General features: G+C 70.5%; 21 protein-coding genes. 10 read left to right on the top strand and 11 right to left on the bottom strand.

What is annotated here, in order from left to right; all coding sequences use genetic code 11:
* The first annotated feature begins 98 nt into the window (after positions 1–98).
* The 5 genes from MM440_RS06465 to trxA all read left to right on the top strand — a co-directional run bounded on the left by MM440_RS06465 (position 99) and on the right by trxA (position 5,047).
* Positions 99–2,006, top strand: coding sequence for a protein kinase family protein (locus MM440_RS06465; protein WP_241443509.1), 1,908 nt, complete (start codon positions 99–101; stop codon positions 2,004–2,006).
* Positions 2,007–2,052: 46 nt separating this feature from the next.
* A complete protein-coding gene (gene sigM, locus MM440_RS06460; RefSeq protein WP_241443508.1) occupies positions 2,053–2,652 on the top strand; it encodes an RNA polymerase sigma factor SigM in 600 nt (199 codons plus the stop codon).
* A gap of 148 nt (positions 2,653–2,800) precedes the next feature.
* Positions 2,801–3,541: a hypothetical protein gene (locus tag MM440_RS06455; RefSeq protein ID WP_241443507.1), complete on the top strand. Its 741-nt coding sequence runs from the start codon at positions 2,801–2,803 to the stop codon at positions 3,539–3,541.
* Between the two features lie 149 nt (positions 3,542–3,690).
* Positions 3,691–4,644 carry a thioredoxin-disulfide reductase gene (trxB, locus tag MM440_RS06450; RefSeq protein ID WP_241443506.1) on the top strand — a complete coding sequence of 318 codons (954 nt, stop codon included), beginning with the start codon at positions 3,691–3,693 and terminating at the stop codon, positions 4,642–4,644.
* 73 nt (positions 4,645–4,717) lie between these two features.
* Positions 4,718–5,047, top strand: a complete 330-nt coding sequence (trxA, locus tag MM440_RS06445) for a thioredoxin (protein ID WP_241443505.1) — start codon at positions 4,718–4,720, stop codon at positions 5,045–5,047.
* 217 nt (positions 5,048–5,264) lie between these two features.
* On the opposite strand, the gene MM440_RS06440 is transcribed toward trxA, so the two are convergent.
* The 4 genes from MM440_RS06440 to MM440_RS06425 form a co-directional block, all read right to left on the bottom strand.
* Positions 5,265–5,780 (bottom strand): GNAT family N-acetyltransferase, encoded by a 516-nt coding sequence (locus MM440_RS06440; protein WP_241443504.1) that lies wholly within the window; start codon positions 5,778–5,780, stop codon positions 5,265–5,267.
* Between the two features lie 86 nt (positions 5,781–5,866).
* Positions 5,867–6,574, bottom strand: a complete 708-nt coding sequence (locus tag MM440_RS06435; protein WP_241443503.1) for a hypothetical protein — start codon at positions 6,572–6,574, stop codon at positions 5,867–5,869.
* 70 nt (positions 6,575–6,644) lie between these two features.
* The gene (locus MM440_RS06430; protein ID WP_241443502.1) at positions 6,645–7,970 is read right to left on the bottom strand and encodes a ParB/RepB/Spo0J family partition protein; all 1,326 of its coding nucleotides are present in this window, start codon (positions 7,968–7,970) and stop codon (positions 6,645–6,647) included.
* The gene (locus tag MM440_RS06425; protein WP_241443916.1) at positions 7,967–8,821 is read right to left on the bottom strand and encodes a ParA family protein; all 855 of its coding nucleotides are present in this window, start codon (positions 8,819–8,821) and stop codon (positions 7,967–7,969) included. Before MM440_RS06425 ends, MM440_RS06430 begins: the two co-directional genes overlap by 4 nt.
* A gap of 1,073 nt (positions 8,822–9,894) precedes the next feature.
* Here MM440_RS06425 and MM440_RS06420 point away from each other — a divergent pair.
* On the top strand, positions 9,895–10,248 hold the full coding sequence (locus MM440_RS06420; protein WP_241443501.1) for a 2'-5' RNA ligase family protein: 354 nt from the start codon (positions 9,895–9,897) through the stop codon (positions 10,246–10,248).
* A 203-nt stretch (positions 10,249–10,451) separates the two neighbouring features.
* Positions 10,452–10,622 carry a hypothetical protein gene (locus tag MM440_RS06415; protein ID WP_241443500.1) on the top strand — a complete coding sequence of 57 codons (171 nt, stop codon included), beginning with the start codon at positions 10,452–10,454 and terminating at the stop codon, positions 10,620–10,622.
* A 50-nt stretch (positions 10,623–10,672) separates the two neighbouring features.
* Here MM440_RS06415 and MM440_RS06410 read toward each other — a convergent pair whose 3' ends face one another.
* From MM440_RS06410 to rpmH, 7 genes are all read right to left on the bottom strand, one after another.
* A complete protein-coding gene (locus MM440_RS06410; protein ID WP_241443499.1) occupies positions 10,673–10,864 on the bottom strand; it encodes a hypothetical protein in 192 nt (63 codons plus the stop codon).
* Positions 10,865–10,927: 63 nt separating this feature from the next.
* Positions 10,928–11,743, bottom strand: a complete 816-nt coding sequence (rsmG, locus tag MM440_RS06405) for a 16S rRNA (guanine(527)-N(7))-methyltransferase RsmG (RefSeq protein WP_338155612.1) — start codon at positions 11,741–11,743, stop codon at positions 10,928–10,930.
* 38 nt (positions 11,744–11,781) lie between these two features.
* The gene (locus MM440_RS06400; RefSeq protein WP_241443915.1) at positions 11,782–12,408 is read right to left on the bottom strand and encodes a Jag family protein; all 627 of its coding nucleotides are present in this window, start codon (positions 12,406–12,408) and stop codon (positions 11,782–11,784) included.
* Positions 12,409–12,723: 315 nt separating this feature from the next.
* A complete protein-coding gene (yidC, locus tag MM440_RS06395; RefSeq protein WP_241443497.1) occupies positions 12,724–13,791 on the bottom strand; it encodes a membrane protein insertase YidC in 1,068 nt (355 codons plus the stop codon).
* Between the two features lie 51 nt (positions 13,792–13,842).
* Complete coding sequence (yidD, locus tag MM440_RS06390) at positions 13,843–14,133, bottom strand: membrane protein insertion efficiency factor YidD (protein WP_241443496.1); 291 nt, start codon at positions 14,131–14,133, stop codon at positions 13,843–13,845.
* The gene (rnpA, locus tag MM440_RS06385) at positions 14,130–14,432 is read right to left on the bottom strand and encodes a ribonuclease P protein component (protein ID WP_420914135.1); all 303 of its coding nucleotides are present in this window, start codon (positions 14,430–14,432) and stop codon (positions 14,130–14,132) included. The genes yidD and rnpA overlap by 4 nt, the downstream gene beginning before the upstream one ends.
* A 60-nt stretch (positions 14,433–14,492) precedes the next feature.
* Entirely contained in the window at positions 14,493–14,630 is a 138-nt protein-coding gene (gene rpmH, locus MM440_RS06380; protein ID WP_241443494.1) for a 50S ribosomal protein L34, read from the bottom strand.
* 538 nt (positions 14,631–15,168) lie between these two features.
* Between rpmH and dnaA the strand changes: the two genes are divergently transcribed.
* The 3 genes from dnaA (at position 15,169) to gnd (ending at position 19,479) form a co-directional block, all read left to right on the top strand.
* Entirely contained in the window at positions 15,169–16,728 is a 1,560-nt protein-coding gene (gene dnaA, locus MM440_RS06375; RefSeq protein ID WP_241443493.1) for a chromosomal replication initiator protein DnaA, read from the top strand.
* A gap of 596 nt (positions 16,729–17,324) precedes the next feature.
* Positions 17,325–18,458: a DNA polymerase III subunit beta gene (dnaN, locus tag MM440_RS06370; protein ID WP_241443492.1), complete on the top strand. Its 1,134-nt coding sequence runs from the start codon at positions 17,325–17,327 to the stop codon at positions 18,456–18,458.
* A gap of 31 nt (positions 18,459–18,489) precedes the next feature.
* On the top strand, positions 18,490–19,479 hold the full coding sequence (gnd, locus tag MM440_RS06365) for a phosphogluconate dehydrogenase (NAD(+)-dependent, decarboxylating) (protein WP_241443491.1): 990 nt from the start codon (positions 18,490–18,492) through the stop codon (positions 19,477–19,479).
* The last annotated feature ends 5 nt before the right edge of the window (positions 19,480–19,484 follow it).

Raw genomic sequence — 19,484 nt, 5'->3', positions numbered from 1 at the left:
GCACCTCCCTGGGCGGACGGTACGTCCTGCGCACCAGGGGCGGGCACACGGACCGCAGCGAGTGGTGGGAGGCCGAAGACCGTTCGCTCGGGCGGCGGGTGCTCGTCACGTTGCTGCCCTCGACCGACCCGCAGGCCAAGGCCCTGCTCGACGCCGCCCGTCAGGCCAGCGTCATCGAGGACCCCCGCCTGGTGCGGGTCGTCGACGTCGGCACCCAGGACGGTCAGTCGTACGTCGTCGAGGAGCAGGTCGAGGGTGGCCAGACCCTCGAGCAGCTCCTCGACGACGGGCCGCTCCGCGCCGCCGAGGCCCGCCGCCTCGTGGGTGAGACGGCCACCGCGCTCGAGCGGGCCCGCCAGCGCGGGCTGCACCACCAGGCGCTCACGCCGAGCTCGGTCGTGCGGGCGCCCGACGGCACCGTCAAGGTCCGCGGGCTCGCCGTCGCCGCCGCCCTCGCCGGCCTCGACCACACCCCGTCCAAGGCCGCCTCCAAGGCCGACGCCAACGCCCTCACCGCCCTGCTGTACGCCGGGCTCACCGGGCTCTGGCCGCTGGGCAGCGCCTCCGGACTCGCGCGGGCGCCCCGGATCGGCCACGGCTTCGCGCCACCCTCCGAGCTGGTGCCGGCCGTCCCCACCGACCTCGACCAGCTGACCCGCAGCCTCGACCAGGCCTCCGGCCCGCGCACCCCCGGTGCCGTCGCCGAGCGGCTGGCGCCGTGGGAGCCGCGTCCGTTCAGCGCCGGCGCAGCCGCCGGGGTGGGCACCGGGGTGGGCACCGGTGCGGGTGCCGGGGCAGGCGCAGGGGCAGGCGCCAACGTCGTGCCGGCGGACCTGGTCGCGCCGCCCGAGCCTGAGCCGGTGCCTGAGCCGGTCGAGCCCGTCTCGGAGCCGGTCGTCGAGCACGCCGACCCGACCGCCGACCCGATCGAGCCGACGGTGGACCCGACCGCCGAGCAGGACCGGGGTGCGGCTCGGAAGCCGGCCAAGGGGTCCCGCTCCACCGGGGCCACCGGAGCCACCGCCGGGGCTGTCGCGGCGGGGGTTGCCGCCGGCGCTGCCGGAGCTGTGGGCGCCACCGGCGCTGCCGCAGCCGCCGCGGCCAGCAAGGCCACCGCCCTCGGCGCCGCCGCTGCAGGAGCCGCACGCACCGCGGCGGGTCGAGCCGCCGAGCGTGCCAGCGTCGTGGCTGCCGACCTGCGCGAGCAGCAGGCCGCCCGCAAGGAGGCCGAGCAGCGGTCGCGCACCTCCCTGCCCGAGGTCGCGCGCCGTCAGGAGGACGAGCCCGACGAGCCGGTCGTGCCGATCCTCGCCAAGGACGTGCCCACCGGGACGCCCGGGCCCGCCCAGGTGCGCTTCGTGCTCTCCTTCATGGTGGCCTTCATGACGATCGCGCTGGTCGCGGGCGTCCTGGGCGTGCTGTCGATGATCAACAACATCCAGGACACCGTGAACTCCCCGGCCGTCGCCAACACCGTGACGGTCACCGCACCGCCGGTCACCGTCACCTCGGGAGCCACGCCCTCGCCGACCGCCAGCACCCCCGCCGCCGCTGCCCCCACCTCCGCCGCCCCGATCCCGATCGTCGGCGGTCAGGCCCTGGACCCGCAGGGCAACGGCAACGAGAACGACGGCGAGGCCAGCAAGGCGTTCGACAAGGACCCGGCCACCTACTGGCGCTCGGTGCAGTACAAGAACCCCACCTTCGCGGCCTACAACAAGCAGGGGGTCGGCATCCTGCTCGACCTCGGCTCGGCCACCGAGGTCCACAAGGTCGACCTGGTGCTGCCGCAGTCCAGCGGGATCGACCTCACGGTCTACGGTGCGGACTCGGCCTCGATCGACGGGGCGACGGTCCTCGGCACGGTCAAGGGAGGCTCCGGACCGGTCAGCGTGACCGTGCCGGCCGGCAAGGGGGCGCACCAGTACGTCATCGTGTGGTTCACCTCGCTCGCCCAGTTCGACGGTGCCTACCGGGTCGGCCTCAACGAGGTCTCGCTCTCGTGACCTCGCTGGACGCCACCCGCGCCGGTGCGTCTGACACCATCGACCCATGATGTCCAAGGAGCGCGGGCCGCTCGCCGTCGACGAGAGCGGTCACCCGTCCGCGTCCGACGCCGAGCTGCTGGCCGCTCACCTGGCCGGTGACCCGGACGCGTTCGGCGAGATCTACCGCCGTCACCGCGACCGGCTGTGGGCGGTGGCGATGCGCACCTGCGGCGACCGCGAGATGGCCGCGGACGCGGTGCAGGAGGCGTTCATCGCGGCGTTCCGCCGGGCGGGATCGTTCCGCGGCGAGTCCGCCGTGACGACCTGGCTGCACCGGATCGTCGTCAACGCCTGCCTGGACCGGCTGCGCCGCACGCGGCCGACGGCGGAGCTGCCTGAGCTCGACCTCGCCGACGGCCGCGACGAGCACTCCGACGTGGTCACCCGGATGGCGGTCCACGCGGCGCTGCAACAGCTGCCCGAGGGCCAGCGACTCGCGCTCGTGCTCGTCGACATGCACGGCGTGAGCGTGGCCGAGGCGGCGCAGATCCTGGACTGCGCTGAAGGCACCATCAAGTCCCGCTGCGCCCGAGGTCGTAGCGCCCTCGCCGCCATCCTCGGCGGTGACACCGAGGGAACCAACTCGCCACCGCGCTCGTCCTAAGCGTGATGGCAGCGGCCGGTGTGCCGACCACCTCCCGGGTCTCGCACCGCCTGCAGGATCTCCTCTCGGAGGATCTGCTGCAGGGCCGACCACTCGCCACCGCTGTACCGCACTGCCCTGCTCGCTCGACCGATGAGGTGACCGCACGATGACCAAGCCGTCGTGGCTGACCGACCCACCACGGGACGGCGACGACCCCACGGGCATGCGGGCCCTGCTTGGTGGCCTCCCGGAGCCGGGCCCCATGCCCGACGACCTGGTCGCTCGCATCCAGGCCAGCCTCGCCGCCGAGCAACAGGCCCGGACCGGTGCCCAGCAAGGGGGTCTGGTGATCCCCATCTCCCGCGCGGTGCGCCCCAAACCGCGCGGTCGAGCGGTCTTCGGCCTGGTCGTCGGCGCTGCGGCCGCGGTGAGTGCGTTCGCCGTCATCGCCGACACCGCCCTGCACCGCACCGACGGTGGCAACTCGAGCATCGCCGCCCAGTTCAAGCCCTCCGCCCTGGCCTTCGCCGGGCCCGCGGACTCCAGCGTCCAGATCCATCTCTCCGACGCCGACTACAGCGCCGCCACGCTCGGGTCGCGCGGCTCCGCCAACCTGGCCGCGACCTGGACGCCACCGCTCCCGCACAACGCCGAGGCTGCTGCCGCCGGTCCGCTCGCCACGGTGCGCGGGCTGACCGACTGCCTGCGCGCGGTCAGCGCCAAGGAGGTCCAGGACGCACCGACGGTCACCAAGGTCGCGGCCGAGCTGGCGCGCTACGACAGCAAGCCCGCGCTGGTCGCTGCCGTGGGTTACACCGACGGCACCAAGCGGGTCTTCGCCCTGGATCGCGCGTGCACCGCCGACTCCTACCGGCTGCTCGCGCCCGTCGCCGTCCTCACCCCGTAGCCCTCCCTGCTGGGGTCCCGGTCGGGACCCCCCACCCGGGCCTCGGACGGCCGGAACAAACACGCCGCGGACGCCGTTGACGCTGATCCGTCGCGATCTGGGACAGTGGAGCTCGCGACCTAGCCGTCACCAGCTGCGAAGGACCCTTCATGACCGCCGACGTGCGCAACGTCATCATCATCGGCTCCGGCCCCGCCGGCTACACCGCGGCGATCTATGCCGCCCGAGCCAACCTGTCGCCGATGGTGTTCATGGGATCGGTCACGGCCGGCGGCGCGCTGATGAACACGACCGAGGTCGAGAACTTCCCCGGCTTCCGCGACGGCATCATGGGCCCCGAGCTGATGGACCAGATGCGGGAGCAGGCCGAGCGCTTCGGGGCCGAGCTGCTCTACGACGACGTCACCGCCCTCGACCTGTCGGGCGACCTCAAGGTGGTCACGGATGGCGAGGGCAACGAGCACCGCGCCCACGCCGTCATCCTCGCGATGGGGTCGGCCTACCGCGAGATCGGGCTGCCCGACGAGAAGCGGCTGTCCGGCCGCGGCGTCTCCTGGTGCGCCACCTGCGACGGCGCGTTCTTCCGCAACAAGCCGATCGTGGTCGTCGGCGGCGGTGACTCGGCCGTCGAGGAGGCGACCTTCCTCACCCGGTTCGGCGACCGCGTCACCATCGTGCACCGCCGCGACGAGCTGCGCGCCTCCAAGATCATGGCCGAGCGCGCGTTCGCCAACGACAAGATCGACTTCGCGTGGAACAGCCAGGTCGTCGCCATCAACGGCACCGACAAGGTCGAGTCGGTCACCCTGCGCGACACCCAGACCGGCGAGGAGCGACTGCTCGAGACGTCCGCCGTCTTCGTCGCCATCGGCCACGAGCCGCGCAACGAGCTGCTGCGCACCGCCGACGGGGACCAGGTCGAGCTGGACGCCGAGGGTTACGTCCTGGTCCAGGGTCGGTCTACGCGCACCAACGTGCCGGGCGTCTTTGCCTGCGGCGACCTGGTCGACCACACCTACCGGCAGGCGATCACCGCGGCCGGCTCCGGCTGTGCGGCCTCGCTGGACGCCGAGCGCTACCTGGCCGACACGATTGGCCACTGACCCTCCATCCCACCTACCCCCTGGCGCACCGGCCGTCACCCCGACGGCACCGCACCGATCGAAAGGAGCCCTCATGGGCGCGAACACCAAGGACACCACCGACGCGACGTTCCAGCAGGACGTGCTCGAGGCCGACAAGCCGGTCATCGTGGACTTCTGGGCCTCCTGGTGCGGTCCGTGCCGCCAGATCGCCCCGGTCCTCGACGAGATCGCCGGCAAGTACGCCGACAAGATCGATGTCGTGAAGCTGAACGCGGACGAGAACCCGGCTGTCACCGCGCGCTACGGCGTGACCGGTCTGCCGACGCTCAACGTCTACGTCAACGGCGAGGTCGTCAAGACCATCGTGGGCGCCCAGCCCAAGCCGCGCCTGCTCAAGGAGCTGGCCGACTACATCGGCTGAATCACTCGACTCATCAAGGGTTTTCGCTCAGCTCAACGAACGCCGGGTCGCAGCATCACGCTGCGGCCCGGCGTTCTGCTGCGCGGAGCCCCGGCCTCGGCCCGGTCTCGACTGCTGCGGCCCCGGCCCGGCCGCGTTTCCGCCGGGGGCGCCCTCGCCCGCCCCGGCCTTCAGGCCGCGTGAGCTGCAGACACGATCGTCGCCGCCGTCGGCGGTGCTATGGATGCCGACATCGTCTGCGAGGGGTTGGGTGACCTCCACCTACGGCTGCAGCTCGGACCATGAAGACGTCGACCGGGTCCTCGTGATCGACCTCGAAACCGAAGCGGTCGTAGAGCGCCCGAGCCTCACTGCGCTGCAGGACGTCGAGGCGCACGGTCGCACCCCCGGCCCGCTGCAGCATGATGGCCAACACCTGGCTACCGATCCCCTGCCCTTGGTGCTCCGGGAGCAGCAGAAAGTGCTCCAGCCAGTACTCGTCACCCTCGGGCCGCAGCGCCACGCAGCCGATGAGCCGGCCATCCCGCTCCATACCCCAGGCGCAGGTGGGGTCGAAGGCATCGAGGAATCGCTGCCGGACCCGGGTATCGTCGTACCGCCCCAGCCGCTCCAGCGACGGACGCATCGCGGCCGCACGAACCTCGGCGAGAGCAGGGCCGTCGTGGATGGTCAGGGACCGGAACCGCCACACGGCGTCCTCGGGCGCTCGGGGGACCTCGAGGTTGGCTGACATGGGGCCAGTGAACCCTGATGTGGGCGGCCACCCACCGATCGCGCCACGACACGGACAGGCTGCGCAGGCGTCCTCGCCGATGGGATCTACCGCTTTCGCGGCGGTTGGTCCACGACAGTCCCGAGGCGAGAGCCCAGTCCGGGAGCCGGGGCCGGCTCGACCACCCGGACCTTGCGTCGGACCTGACCCAGCACCCCTAGCAGGACGCGTTGGTGCAGGCGGAGCGCGGTGCTCAGGTCCAGCCGCAGCCGCGGCGTGGTCTGGTGAGTCCGAACCACGCGGAAACCGAGCTCCTCGAGCCAGTGGGTGGGCAGTCGGCAGGCAGCGTCCAGGTGCTCACCAGGCTGGGTGCGACAGCCAGGCACCCCGTCGGGACCGCCGAACGCCTCGATGGCCGGCACGCGGCGTCTCACCAGATCGGCCGCGGCGCCCTGGATCAGTCTCCGCGCCTGAGGCGCCTCAGGCGCCACCGTGCCGAGCAGGAGCACCGCGTCGCGAGAGATGGGCGCGGTCGGGAACGCTGCGGCACGCTCTACGTGGGCAGGCGGGGCGTAGCCCAGGTGCCCGACCACCACACCGTCCTCCCGGAGCACGACTCCTGGTGGTCCCCACTCGCGGGTGACGTCGCGGACCCAGTCGGCCTTGCGTTCCTGGGCCGCAGCGGTGTGACCGCACGGGTCCGAGCCGGGCAGAACCGCCTCGACCGGGTCCATCAGCCACTGGACGCAGCGACCGCACGGCAGGGGCAGCTCGACGAGGTTTTCGACGTCGAGCAGCTCCACCGATCGGCCCATGCTCGGATGCTACGCGCTCAGAGGTCCGACGACTGTGGGCCGGTTGAGGCCAGCCGAAGGCGCACCCGCGCTACTGCTGACCGAGCAGGCCAAGGATCCGCTGGAGGTCCTCGGGCGTTGCGAACTCCACCGTCATCTTGCCCTTGCGCGCGCCCATCGTGATCTGGACGCGTGTGTCGAGCCGGTCCGCCAGCGACGCGGCGACGTCCTCGAATCCCACTGCGGTGGCTCCCCGTCGCGTCGCACGGGTGCGGCCGGGACGCTCGTCCTCGCCGAGGGCCACGATCTCCTCGACCGAGCGCACCGACAATCCCTCGGCCACGATCCGCTGGGCCAGCCGCTCCATCGCTGCCGCGTCCGAGAGACCGAGCAGGGCGCGGGCGTGACCGGCGGAGAGCACACCGGCGGCGACGCGACGCCCGACGAGCGGGGGCAGGCGCAGTAGCCGAAGGGTGTTGGAGATCTGCGGGCGCGAGCGGCTCAAACGCGTGGCGAGCTCGTCATGCGTGCAGCCGAAGTCGTCGAGCAGCTGCTGGTAGGCCGCCGCCTCCTCGAGGGGGTTGAGCTGGCTGCGGTGCAGATTCTCCATCAGGGCCTGACGCAACATGTCGTCGTCGTCGGTCTCACGGATGATTGCCGGGATGACCGTTAGACCCGCCTGTTGGGTCGCCCGCCAGCGCCGCTCGCCCATGATGAGCTCGTAACGCACGCCGTCCTGCGCGTCCGTGTGGCCGGAGCTGGGGGCGATAGGGCGCACGACGATCGGCTGCAGGACACCGAGCGCGCTGATGCTTCCGACCAGCTCGGCCATGTCGTCGTCGTCGAACACCGACCGCGGCTGCCGGGCATTAGGGGCGATCTCGGCGACCGGGAGCTCTGCATAGCTCGCGCCGGGCACGACCCGTAGACCGTCGACGTCCTGACCCTGAGCCGGCCCCGTTGAACCGGGCTGGGCATCTTGCGGCACGGCGTCGACGGGCTGCGCGACGCCCGACCCGACACCGCTCGACCCCACGTCGTGCGACCCGGTGCCGTCGGACCCGATGTCGGTGGAAGCGCCTTCTCGCGAGGCGACGTCTGCGGCATCGAGGTCCTCGGAACCGGTGTCCCCGGGCGCGACCTCACGTCCCTCCGAAACACGATCCATGAGATTCGCCGTCTCATCGAAGCTCTGGCGCTCGTCCGTCTTGTGCGTCGAGGAGCGGTGGCCGTGGTCGGCGCGCTCCTCGTCGGGACCGGGGGCCGCGCGGAACGCACTGGGGACGTCGTCGACGACCGCGGTCGCCGTACCACCCCCCGGGAAGAAGACGTCAACCGGACGAGAAGTGGCCGGGCTCGGCCCGGTCGGGATGAGTGCTCCCAGTCCTCGACCCAGTCCTCGGCGCTTGTCACTCATCGGGTGCCTCCTTGCACACTGCCCGCGTGGGCGATCTCTGCGGCGGCGGCCGTGTAGGACAGCGCCCCGCTGCTGTTCGGGTCGTAGGTGATGACGGTCTGGCCGTGGCTCGGCGCCTCGGAGATGCGGACCGAGCGCGGGACCATCGAGCGGATGACCTGCTGGCCGAAGTGGCGCCGCACCTCGTCGGCGACCTGTGCCGACAGGCGGGTCCGCCCGTCGTACATGGTGAGCAAGATGGTCGAGACGTGCAGCGCCGGGTTGAGGTGCGCCTTGATCAGCTCGATGTTCTTGAGAAGCTGCGACAGTCCCTCGAGCGCGTAGTACTCGCACTGGATCGGGATGAACACCTCGTCGGCTGCGACGAACGCATTGATCGTGAGCAGGCCCAGGCTGGGCGGGCAGTCGATCAGCACGTAGTCGATCCGCTCGCCCGCGTCCTCCCGCTCACGCAGGTAGCTCGTCACCGCCCGGCCGAGACGCATCTCCCGTGCGACAAGGGAGACCAGCTCGATCTCCGCACCGGCAAGGTCGATGGTGGCCGGCGCGCAAAGCAGTCCAGGCAGGTCCGGGCACTCCTGGACGACCTCGCCCAGTGGCTTCCCGTCCACCAGCACGTCGTAGATGCTGGGCACCTCGGCGTGGTGCGGGATTCCGAGCGCCGTCGACGCGTTCCCCTGAGGGTCGAGGTCGAGCACCAGCACCCGTAGACCGGACTGGGCCAGCGCGGCCGCGATGTTGACGGCCGTGGTGGTCTTGCCGACGCCACCCTTCTGATTGGCCACCGTCAGCACGCGGGTGCGGACCGGGGCTGGCAGCGGTGACGCCCCGGCCTTGGCGCCGGCAGCCACCGGTGTCGGGTCATCCTGGTCGGCCAGTGGCGTTTCGTCCGGGTCCTGCCCGCCGGTGCGCTGCTCGTCGATACCCCGCCCGTCGAGGGCCTGATCGTCGGTGTCGACCTGTCCTGCCGACGCCGGCTCGGTCAGGCTCCCCCGCTCCAGGACTCCGATCGGGGCGCCCGTGACGCTCGGCTGGGGTGAAGCAACAGCCTGGGCCTGGGGAGCTGCCCCGCTCGTCGTCGGTGGCGACTGGACGCTCGGCGGAGCCGCCTCGTGAGCGCGGCCGTCATCCGACCGGGGCGGTGTGGTGGGTCGTTCGGTCACCTCGGGCCCATCGGCTCGGGGAAGGGTGATCTCAAGTACCGGTCCGGGCACGCCGGACTGGGCCAGCAGCGTTTCACGTGAAACACGCAGCTCGTCTCGCGGTTCTACCGGGGAGCCGGACCCGTCGTGGTCGTGGCTCTCAGCCTCGGGGTGACCTGCCGTCACGGATTCGGTGTGGGCTTCGCCGTCGACGTCCACCGGCGCACCCGGCGCGCGCTCGATGGTGTCGCCGGCGGGACTCCCCGCGACACGTGGAGCTGGGGCAGAATCCTCGTCAGCCCTCCCCGCAGGGTGCGCTGGGCTGGGCTCGAGCTGTTGCCGCGAGTCATCGCCGATGCGGGCCGGTGACACCGAGTCGACCTCCGTGGGGGTCGCCACCTCGGCGGCCCCAGTGGCCATTCCGTCGGTGGCGACGTTCCCATCGGTCGCAAGCGCGTCCGTGATCGACACATCGGCCGGGCCGACTCGCTCCGCCATCGCCACCGCGCCGGAACGCCCGTCACTGGGCCACCCCAGGCCGGTGCCGACCGATGCGCCGGTGCCTGGGTAGGCAGGCCATCCAAGGCCGCTGGTTCTCATTTCCGTACCTCCAAGAATCTCACCGCCACCCTAGAGGTCGGCACTGACACACCGGCGCAGGCACAGCGCCGTTTCACGTGAAACCTGGGGTGAGCGACGTGTTTCACGTGAAACACGTCGCACCCGGGCTTGACCCCACCCGTCTGCTCCGGTCTAGTCGGGCCATCGATACTGCGACCCCGATGGAGTCAGCGCTGCTGCTGGTCGTACCCGAGGCTGAGCCAATCGTTCACGAGCACCGGGCCCAGTTCGAGCGTGCTGCCCGTGTCGGTGTCCCAGCCCACCTCACCGTGATCTACCCCATCGAGCCGGTCGACGCTCTCAGCGCCGATGACCTAGGCCGACTGCGCACGGTGTTCCGCTCAGCTATCCGCTTCACCGTCGAGCTGCGCACCACGGGCTGGTTCGGCGACGACGTGCTCTTCCTCGTGCCGGAGGACTCGGCACCGATCATCGACCTGACCCGACAGGTGGAAGCGGCCTTCCCGAATACCCCATCTACGGTGGCCAGTTCGAAGACATCCACCCCCACCTGACGATCGGTCACGATTGCGGAGCCGAGAACCTGCGACGAATTCAGGATGTCGTCACACCCACGCTGCCTGTCACCCACCAAGCGATCGCCATTCAGCTGTGGTCCGGGCCGGCCCTCGCCACACAACGATCGGGATGGCAGCCCGTCGAAGCCTTCCCGCTGGGCGAGTGGTGGCGGACCCGCCAGGCCGACAAGGGTCTGTCCATGATGAGCCCGTCTGACGTGGTCGTCGCCCTTGGCTCGCCACCTAGCGCCGTCACCGAACAGTCCGTCGAGCACCTCGCCGCTGCCCGGCTCAGCGTGGACGCGACGATGGGCAACTTCCCAGCGCAGCACGCGGCCCTCTCCACGACTGTGAGAGCGCGTTTCACGTGAAACGTGGGAACAGATCACCGCAAACCCCGCCGAGGGCCCTCGGGGGCCCCTCAGTCGTCCGCCGACTCCACCCGCAACGTCCCCACCCGGGTGCTGTAGGACGAGTCCATCACGGGAAACTCCGCCGGCGCGGTGAGGTCGATCTGCCGCAGGGTACCGGCCCAGTAGCGCAGAATGCGGCCAGGTTCACCGGCGGGATCTTCGGCGGCCGTGGACAGGTCCAGCTCAAGCGTCAGCCTCATGACGTCCTCCTGCTCGGGTAGACCCATCATGCCGCTCGAGCCCCCGCAGCAGAACTGCGTGTTTCACGTGGAACGTCGGCGTCCCTGCCCAGGTCGCTCAGCACGTCCGGACTTCGCAGACTTCCCGGACCGAGCCTTGCGCGCGTCGCGCGCGCGGCCACCAGCCGAACCCGCCCCTGCGCCTCCAGAAACGACTCCAGGTCGATGCTCGGGACTCACGGCAACGCGCGCCACGACCGTCGCAGGCTCGACCAGGCCGTCGCCACACCCCACCACGTCGAACGAGGTGGCGCCGAGGCGAGCAAGCGCACCGGCTTCCTCGTCGAGCTCCTCCTGGGCGCTCGATCCCTTCAGCGCGAGCAGGACCCCCGCCGGGTCCAGCAGCGGCAGGCACCAGGCAGCCAGCCGATCGATCCGGGCTACCGCGCGCGCGGTGACGACGGGCGCACTCAGCCGTCCCGCGAATTCCTCGGCGCGTCCGCGGTGGACGGTGACGTTGTCCAGCGCCAGCTCGTCGACGACGCTCTGCAGCCAGGTGGTGCGCCGCAGCATCGGCTCCACCAGGTGCAGGTGCAGGTCGGGCCGCGCGATGGCCAGCGCGAGGCCGGGAAGCCCGGCGCCGGAACCCACGTCGATCACCGAGAGACGCGTCTCGCCGGAGCTCGCCCCGGCGCCCACCCCACCGTCGCCGGTGGCAGCAGGGATGAGCTCGGCCACGACCGCGCAGTTGAGGATGTGCCGCTCCCACAGTCGCGGCACCTCGCGGGGGCCGATCAAGCCGTGCGACACACCCGTCGTGGCGAGCTGCTCGCAGAAGGCCACGGCCAACGGCAGGCGGTCACCAAAGACGGTGCCCGCCGCCTCCGGGGCGGCGGGCACCTGAACGTCCTCGCGTGGGTCGTGCTCTGGTGCGTTCACTACGCGTTGGCGCCCGGCAGCACCACGACGTGGCGGTGCGGGTCGGCGCCCTCGGACTCCGAGGCCAGCCCGGCGGCCAGCACCTCGTCGTGGACGACCTTGCGCTCGAAGGCGGTCATCGGGTCCATCGCCTGCGACTGGCCGCTCTGCTTCACGGAGGCGATGACGGTGCGCGCCTCCGCCACGAGCGCGGCACGCCGCTCGGCGCGGTGGCCCGCGATGTCCAGCATCAGCCGGCTGCGCTCACCGGTCTCGGCCTGCACGGCCAGCCGGGTCAGCTCCTGGAGCGCGTCGAGCACCTTGCCGCCGGGGCCGACGAGCCGACGCGGCACGCGACCCTCGTCGGAGTCCACCAGCGACACCGACGCCCGGTCGCCGTCGACGTCCACGTCCAGGTCACCGTCGAGGTCGGCGATGTCCAGCAGCGTCTCGAGGAAGTCCGCGGCGACCTCACCCTCGCGCTCGAGCAGGTCCATCCGGGCGCTGCGGCCGGCTGGCTTGGCCTGGGCCGCACCGTCGGCGGTGTCGTCGTCGTCCTCCTCGGACTCGACGCCGTCCGCGTCGTCGTCGCCCTCAGGGTCGCCATCGCCATCGCCATCGTCGTCGCCGGCACCGGCACCGTCCAGCGAGCCATCGACGGCACCGTCGACCTCGCCCTCGGCAGCGGCGCCGTGATCGTGCTCGCCCTGGCCGGCCAGGTCGCTCTCGTTGACCTCACCGTTCGTGCTGTGGACCGCGTCGACGAGCCCGTCGACGCCCGGCTCGGTGGTGACCTCGACGGTCGTGACCTCGCCGGCGCCGGCCTGGCCCGCGTCGGCCTCGGTCGTGTGCTGCTCGCTCATGTGCATCCTTCCTGGGGTGGGGGCGCTGGGATCTCGAGTCGTTCCCGCAGGCGCCGGGATAGGGGTCGGTCGCCGGACGGGAGTCCGGCGACCGAAAGATCACGAACGGGTGCTGCTGCCCCCGCCGGAGTGGTCTACGTCGTCGTCCGAGGATGCAGGACGTGAGCTGGACGCACCGCCCGAGCCTGCGGACGGGCTACCGCTGCCCTTACGTCCCTTGCGCTTGGGCTGCTGGCGCTGACCGGACTGACGCACGGCCGGAGCCCCGTCACCAGCGAGCTCGCCCACCACGGTGCCGCGCGGGTCGACGACCGCCTTGCCCTTGGCCCGCTGACGCTTCTCGTACTCGGCGTAGGCCGGCGACCCCGGGGTCGGCATCTGACGAATCGTGTAGAACTGCTGCAGCATCGACCAGATGTTCGAGACAACCCAGTAGATCAGCACACCGATGGGGAAGTTAGGCCCGGAGATGAAGAAGAAGAACGGCGTGATGTAGAGCAGGATCCGCTGCTGCTTGAACATCGGGTTGTCCAGCGCGGACGCCGGCATGTTCTTGGTCATCGCCATGTGCTGCGACGTGAACGTCGAGATGGACATGATCACGATCAGGGCGAGGGTCACGACGATCGGCGCCGCGTGTCCCGTGCGCCACGCGTTCATGAAGGTGTCGGACATCCGCACGCCGAACAGGGTGGACGCCTCGATCTGCTGGGCCACGGACTGGGTGATCGGGCCCACCGCACCGCGTCTGGCGTTCGCGATGTTGCCCACGCCGTTGAGCACGTTGAACAGCGCGAAGAAGATCGGCATCTGGAGCAGGATCGGCATGCACGACGACAGCGGGTTCGTCCCGTGGGCCTTGTAGAGCTCCATCGTCTCCTGCGTCATCGCCTGACGGGAGTCCGGGTCGGTCTTGCCCTTGTACTTGGCCTGGATCTTCTGCAGCTCGGGCTGCAGCATCTGCATCTTGCGCGAGGCGTGCAGCTGACGGATGAACAGCGGCGTGATCAGCGCGCGGATGACGCACACGAGGCCGACGACGGACAGGCCCCAGGTGAGACCTCCCTCGGGGTCCATGCCGATCGCGGTGAACGCCTGGTGCCAGCCGTACATGATCCAGGCGACCACGAACTCGATCGGGCTGAGCAGCGTGTTGAGGAAGTCCATCTCGTCCTTCGGGTCATCGCCGGGTCGGAGCAGACCGGGCGGTGCGGGGTTCTACAGAGTCTGGGGAGAGCGAGAGCCCACCACGGCAGGAACGTGGTCGACACCGCCAGGGTTCCACGGGTTGCAGCGCAGCAGCCGCCAGGCCGCGAGCCGGATCCCCTTGAGCGGTCCGAAGCGCTGCACCGCGGTCATCGCGTAGGCCGAACAGCTGGGATAGAACCGGCAGCTGGGCGGGAACGCCGGCGAGATCCACATCTGGTAGAACCGGATGAGGGCCATCGCGATCCCCGCCAGCGGGCGTCGTCGCAGCTCGGTGCGCCAGGTGCGGCCGGTCTCGCTCATGCGAGGGCCTTCACCCGGGCAAGCAACCGGTCGAGCTCGGCGCCGAGGGCTGCGTAGGTGGCCGTCGCCGCCGCCGGGTTGGCGCGCACGACCACGTCGGTCCCGGGCTGCAGAGCGGGCAGGCGGTCGGCCATCAGGTGGCGCAGCCGCCGCTTGGTGCGGTTGCGGATCACCGCGTTGCCCACGGCCTTGGACACGACGAAGCCGACGCGGGTCGGGTGCTCCGACCTCGCGTCGGCTCGGCGGGCGTGGACCACCAGCAGGCCGGAGCCGCTGCGGGCTCGGCCGCTGCCGCGCACAGCCGCAGCAAAGTCCGCGCTCTCACGCAGACGGTGCCGGGCCGGCAGCACGGCGTGGCCTCAGGCCGACAGCTCGGTGCGGCCCTTGGTGCGACGGGCGGCGAGGATCGCGCGGCCGGCGCGGGTGCGCATGCGGGCGCGGAACCCGTGCACCTTGGCACGGCGACGGTTGTTGGGCTGGAAGGTGCGCTTGCTCACGGCATTCTCCGGGGACATCGTGGACACCGAGCGGTGTCCGGGCGGGCGGCGGTGCTGCTGCACCTGCAGAACACCGCACCGCGCACGCAGGGCCAGTCGAGCAGCGGGACTCGGGAGGGGCCGGCGACGCACGCGCGTTGATCAGCAGGCACGCAAAACGGGTCGGCGCGAACCGACCACCCTCCACGGTACTGGCACCCGCTCGCACGGGTCAAACCTGGGCAGCCCAATTGACCACGCGCCCGACGCGCAGCGTATATTCGCTGACCCTGGAGCCGGGTGCCCACCGACACGCCGGTCGACGCTGGATCGTTTTCGGACCGGCCGATGGTTGCGAATGGACCCTCATCCTCCACAGCCTGTGGATAATGGTGTGCATTGAGGGCATTTCGGGTCACACTTGACCACGTTTCGTAGAACTCTTCACCAGGATGGCTCATCCGGCCGCGTGCGGTGGGCTACGAACCGTGGGGCCGGAGGCCGCCTGGACCCCGGACGACGACAGCGACGACAGAGCAAGGACCCCGCAGGGTCGACGATGCGATCGGGAGAGCACGTGATGGACGCCCAGGTAGATGTGGCGCGGGTGTGGCGCGACACGTTGCGCTCCCTCGAGCAGCGCGGGGTCGCCCCCGGCACGCGAGGCTTCCTGCGGCTCGCCCGGCTGATGGGCGTCCTCGAGGGCACCGCCTTGATCGCCGTCCCCAACGACTACACCCGGGACATCGTCGAGAAGCGCGTCCGAGCCGAGCTGATCGACTCCCTCACCGAGCAGCTGGGTCGCGACATCCGCCTGGCGGTCACCGTCGACCCGAGCCTCGAGGAGAGTGCGGCCGAGCCGATCGACGGCGCCGAGTCGCCCGCTCCCGCCGAGCCCAGCACGCACCTCGCAGACCGCATCCCCGACCACCGCGCCGATCATCGTCCTGACCACCATCCCGACCACCGCCTCGACCTCGGGGGCGAGGCAGGCATCCGCGCCGGCGTCCCCGTGTCGGGTCCGACCGAGCTGGGCACCGGGTCCGGGGTCGGGGGCTACCGCAGGTCGGTGCCGCAGGAGTCCACGGACAGCGCGCTCAACCCGAAGTACACCTTCGACACGTTCGTCATCGGCTCGAGCAACCGGTTCGCCCACGCGGCGGCGGTCGCCGTGGCCGAGGCGCCGGCGAAGGCCTACAACCCGCTGTTCATCTACGGCGGGTCCGGGCTGGGCAAGACCCACCTGCTGCACGCCATCGGGCACTATGCCCGGCAGATCTACCCGAACACCCGGGTGAAGTACGTGAACTCCGAGGAGTTCACCAACGACTTCATCAACTCGATCCGCGACGACCAGGCGACGAACTTCCAGCGCCGGTATCGCGACGTCGACTTCCTGCTCATCGACGACATCCAGTTCCTGCAGGGCAAGGTGCAGACGCAGGAGGAGTTCTTCCACACCTTCAACACCTTGCACAACGCCAACAAGCAGGTCGTCATCACGAGCGACGTGCCGCCGAAGGCGCTGTCCGGCTTCGAGGAGCGGATGCGCAGCCGGTTCGAGTGGGGCCTGCTCACCGATGTGCAGCCGCCCGACCTCGAGACCCGCATCGCGATCCTGCGCAAGAAGGCCGTCCAGGAGCGGATGACCGCGCCCGACGACGTGCTGGAGTTCATCGCCAGCAAGATCTCGACCAACATCCGCGAGCTCGAGGGCGCGCTGATCCGCGTCACGGCCTTCGCCAGCCTCAACCACCAGGGCGTCGACATGGGGCTGACCGAGATCGTCCTCAAGGACCTGATCCCGGCCGACCAGCCCACCCAGATCACGGCCGCCACGATCATGGGCCAGACCGCTGCGTACTTCGGGCTGACCATCGACGACCTGTGCGGCTCGTCGCGCTCGCGGGTGCTCGTCCAGGCCCGCCAGATCGCGATGTACCTGTGCCGCGAGCTGACCGACCTGTCGCTGCCGAAGATCGGTCAGCAGTTCGGCGGTCGGGACCACACCACCGTGATGCACGCCGACCGCAAGATCCGCGAGCTGATGGGCGAGCGCCGGGCGATCTACAACCAGGTCACCGAGCTGACCAACCGGATCAAGTCCAACCCCGCCTGACTCGCTCCAGCACCTGCGGGCGCCGGCTCCAGAGCGTCACGAGACTGATCCCATCTCCACCGCTCTCGTCGCCGTGACGCCATTCCCACAGGTGGCTACTTTCAGTCAATACTAACTACGGAGAGTTTCACCTGCCTGGGTGTGTCCCCAGTTGTGGATAACCGTGTGGACAGCGCTCCACCTCGACCGACGGGGCGTTTTGGGCCCCTTTTCCTGCTTCCAGCCCGCCGCACGCATGTGGGCAACTCGTGGACTAGCGGACAATTTGACCGTTCAATGCTGGGGATGGGGTGGGGATGAATGCTTCGGCCTGTGGACAACTCCTCGTCGTCCACAAGGAGGGGTAGCGCGACCCCAGCGCCGTCCACACCCCGTCAACACCGGCCACGCCGACCTCACCAGCGGCGATGATGGTCCTCCACAGGATGCACAGGACCTATGACAACGATGAGTTCCACCACCTGGATCTGATCCGCCCCACGAACTTGGGGACGAGGGCTGGGGATGACGGCTGCACGAACTACCGGACTGGGCTACGACACCCGCTCGTGGTGCACTACTGTCGAGCCACGAGCAAGCACGAAAGGTGGGCAACGGTGAAGTTCCGTGTCGAGCGTGAGGTCCTCGCCGAGGCCGTGACGTGGGTGGCGCGTGCGCTGCCCAACAGGGCTCCGGTCCCGGTCCTTGCCGGACTGCTCATCGAGGCCGGTGACGACGACACCGTGACCTTGTCGGCCTATGACTACGAGATCTCGGCCCGGCTGACCATCGCCGCCGAGGTGAGCGAGGCCGGCACCGTGCTCGTCCTCGGCCGGCTGCTCGCCGACATCTGCCGCAACCTGCCCAACCGCCCGATCGAGCTGGCGGCCGACGGGCACAAGGTCCAGGTCACCTGCGGGTCGAGCCGGTTCGCGCTGCTGCAGATGCCCGCCGACGACTACCCCACGCTGCCGATCTCGCCCGAGGGCAGCGGCACCATCGACGGCACGACGTTCACCCAGGCCGTCGCCCAGGTGGCGGTGGCTGCGGACCGCGGTGACACCCTGCCGATCCTCACCGGCGTCCGGGTCGAGATCGAGGGCGACACCATGACGCTGCTGGCCACCGACCGCTACCGGCTGGCGATGCGCGAGCTGACCTGGTCGCCGCAGGCCACCGACGCCAACCACGTCGCGCTGGTCCCCGCCCGACTGCTCTCCGACACCGCCAAGTCGCTCGGTGCCTCCGGCTCGGTCGAGATCGCCCTCGGCTCGGCGGCCGGCGGTGACGGTCTGGTCGGCTTCGAGGCCGGCTCGCGGCGCACGACCACCCGCCTGCTCGACGGCGAGTACCCCAAGGTCACCTCCATCTTCCCGACGTCGGTCGAGACCGAAGCCGTGGTCGACACCGCGGCGCTGGTCGAGGCGGTCAAGCGCGTCTCCCTGGTCGCCGAGCGCAACACCCCGGTCCGGCTGCGCTTCACCGACGGCCAGGTCTCCATCGAGGCCGGCGCCGGTGACGACGCCCAGGCCAGCGAGGCCGTCGAGTGCACGCTCACCGGTCCGGAGATCGAGATCGGCTTCAACCCGCACTTCCTGCTGGACGGTCTCGGCGCGGTCGGCACGCCACTGACCCGGCTGCAGTTCACCCAGCCGAGCCGTCCCGCCGTACTCTGTGGGCAGTCGGAGCCCGGCGCTGCGCCTGACCTGCGTTACCGCTACGTCCTCATGCCGGTGCGTTTCCCGGCCTGACGCACCATCACCCCACCGAAAGGCACCCACCATGCAGCTCGGACTCATCGGCCTCGGCAAGATGGGCGGCAACATGCGGGACCGGTTGCGCGCGGCCGGTCACGACGTCGTCGGTTACGACCGCAACCCCGACCTGAGCGACGCCAGCTCGCTCGAGGACCTCGTCGGCAAGCTGTCGGCACCCCGCGTCGTGTGGGTGATGGTCCCCGCCGGCGACCCGACCCGCGAGACCGTCACGGCCCTCGGCGACCTCCTCGAGGAGGGTGACCTGGTCATCGACGGCGGCAACAGCAAGTGGACCGACGACATCGTCAACGGCGCGCTGCTGGAGCCCAAGGGTGTGCACTACATGGACGTGGGCGTGTCCGGGGGCATCTGGGGCAAGGAGTACGGCTACGGCCTGATGTGCGGCGGGCAGGAAGCCGACGTCGAGCGGGCGATGCCGATCTTCGACGCGCTGCGGCCCGAGGGTCCCCGCGACGAGGGCTTCGTCCACGCGGGCAAGCTCGGTGCGGGCCACTACGCCAAGATGGTGCACAACGGCATCGAGTACGGCCTGATGCACGCCTACGCCGAGGGCTTCGAGCTGCTGCTCGCCAAGGACATCGTCGAGGACGTGCACGGCTGCTTCAAGGCCTGGACCCGGGGCACCGTCGTGCGCTCCTGGCTGCTCGACCTGATGGTGAAGGCGCTCGACGAGCACCCCGACCTCGAGGGCATCAGCGAGTTCACCACCGACTCCGGCGAGGGCCGTTGGACCCTCGAGGAGGGCATCGAGAACGCCGTGCCGATGCCCGTCCTCGCCGCCTCGCTCTTCGCCCGGTTCGCCTCCCGCCAGGAGAACTCGCCCGCGATGCAGGCGGTCGCCGCGCTGCGCGGCCAGTTCGGCGGGCACGCCGTCAAGATGCTCGAGGGCACCCCCATGGCCGACGTCCACCAGGGCGCCGAGCCCAAGGAGGACACGACCGGTGCCAAGGAGTCGGCGGCCAAGGCCGACGCGAAGTCGTCCGGCCAGGCCTGACCGAG

Source organism: Arsenicicoccus piscis (genome assembly GCF_022568835.1).
Taxonomy (GTDB): Bacteria; Actinomycetota; Actinomycetes; order Actinomycetales; family Dermatophilaceae; genus Arsenicicoccus; species Arsenicicoccus piscis.
This window is presented reverse-complemented; position numbering and strand designations above follow the sequence as displayed.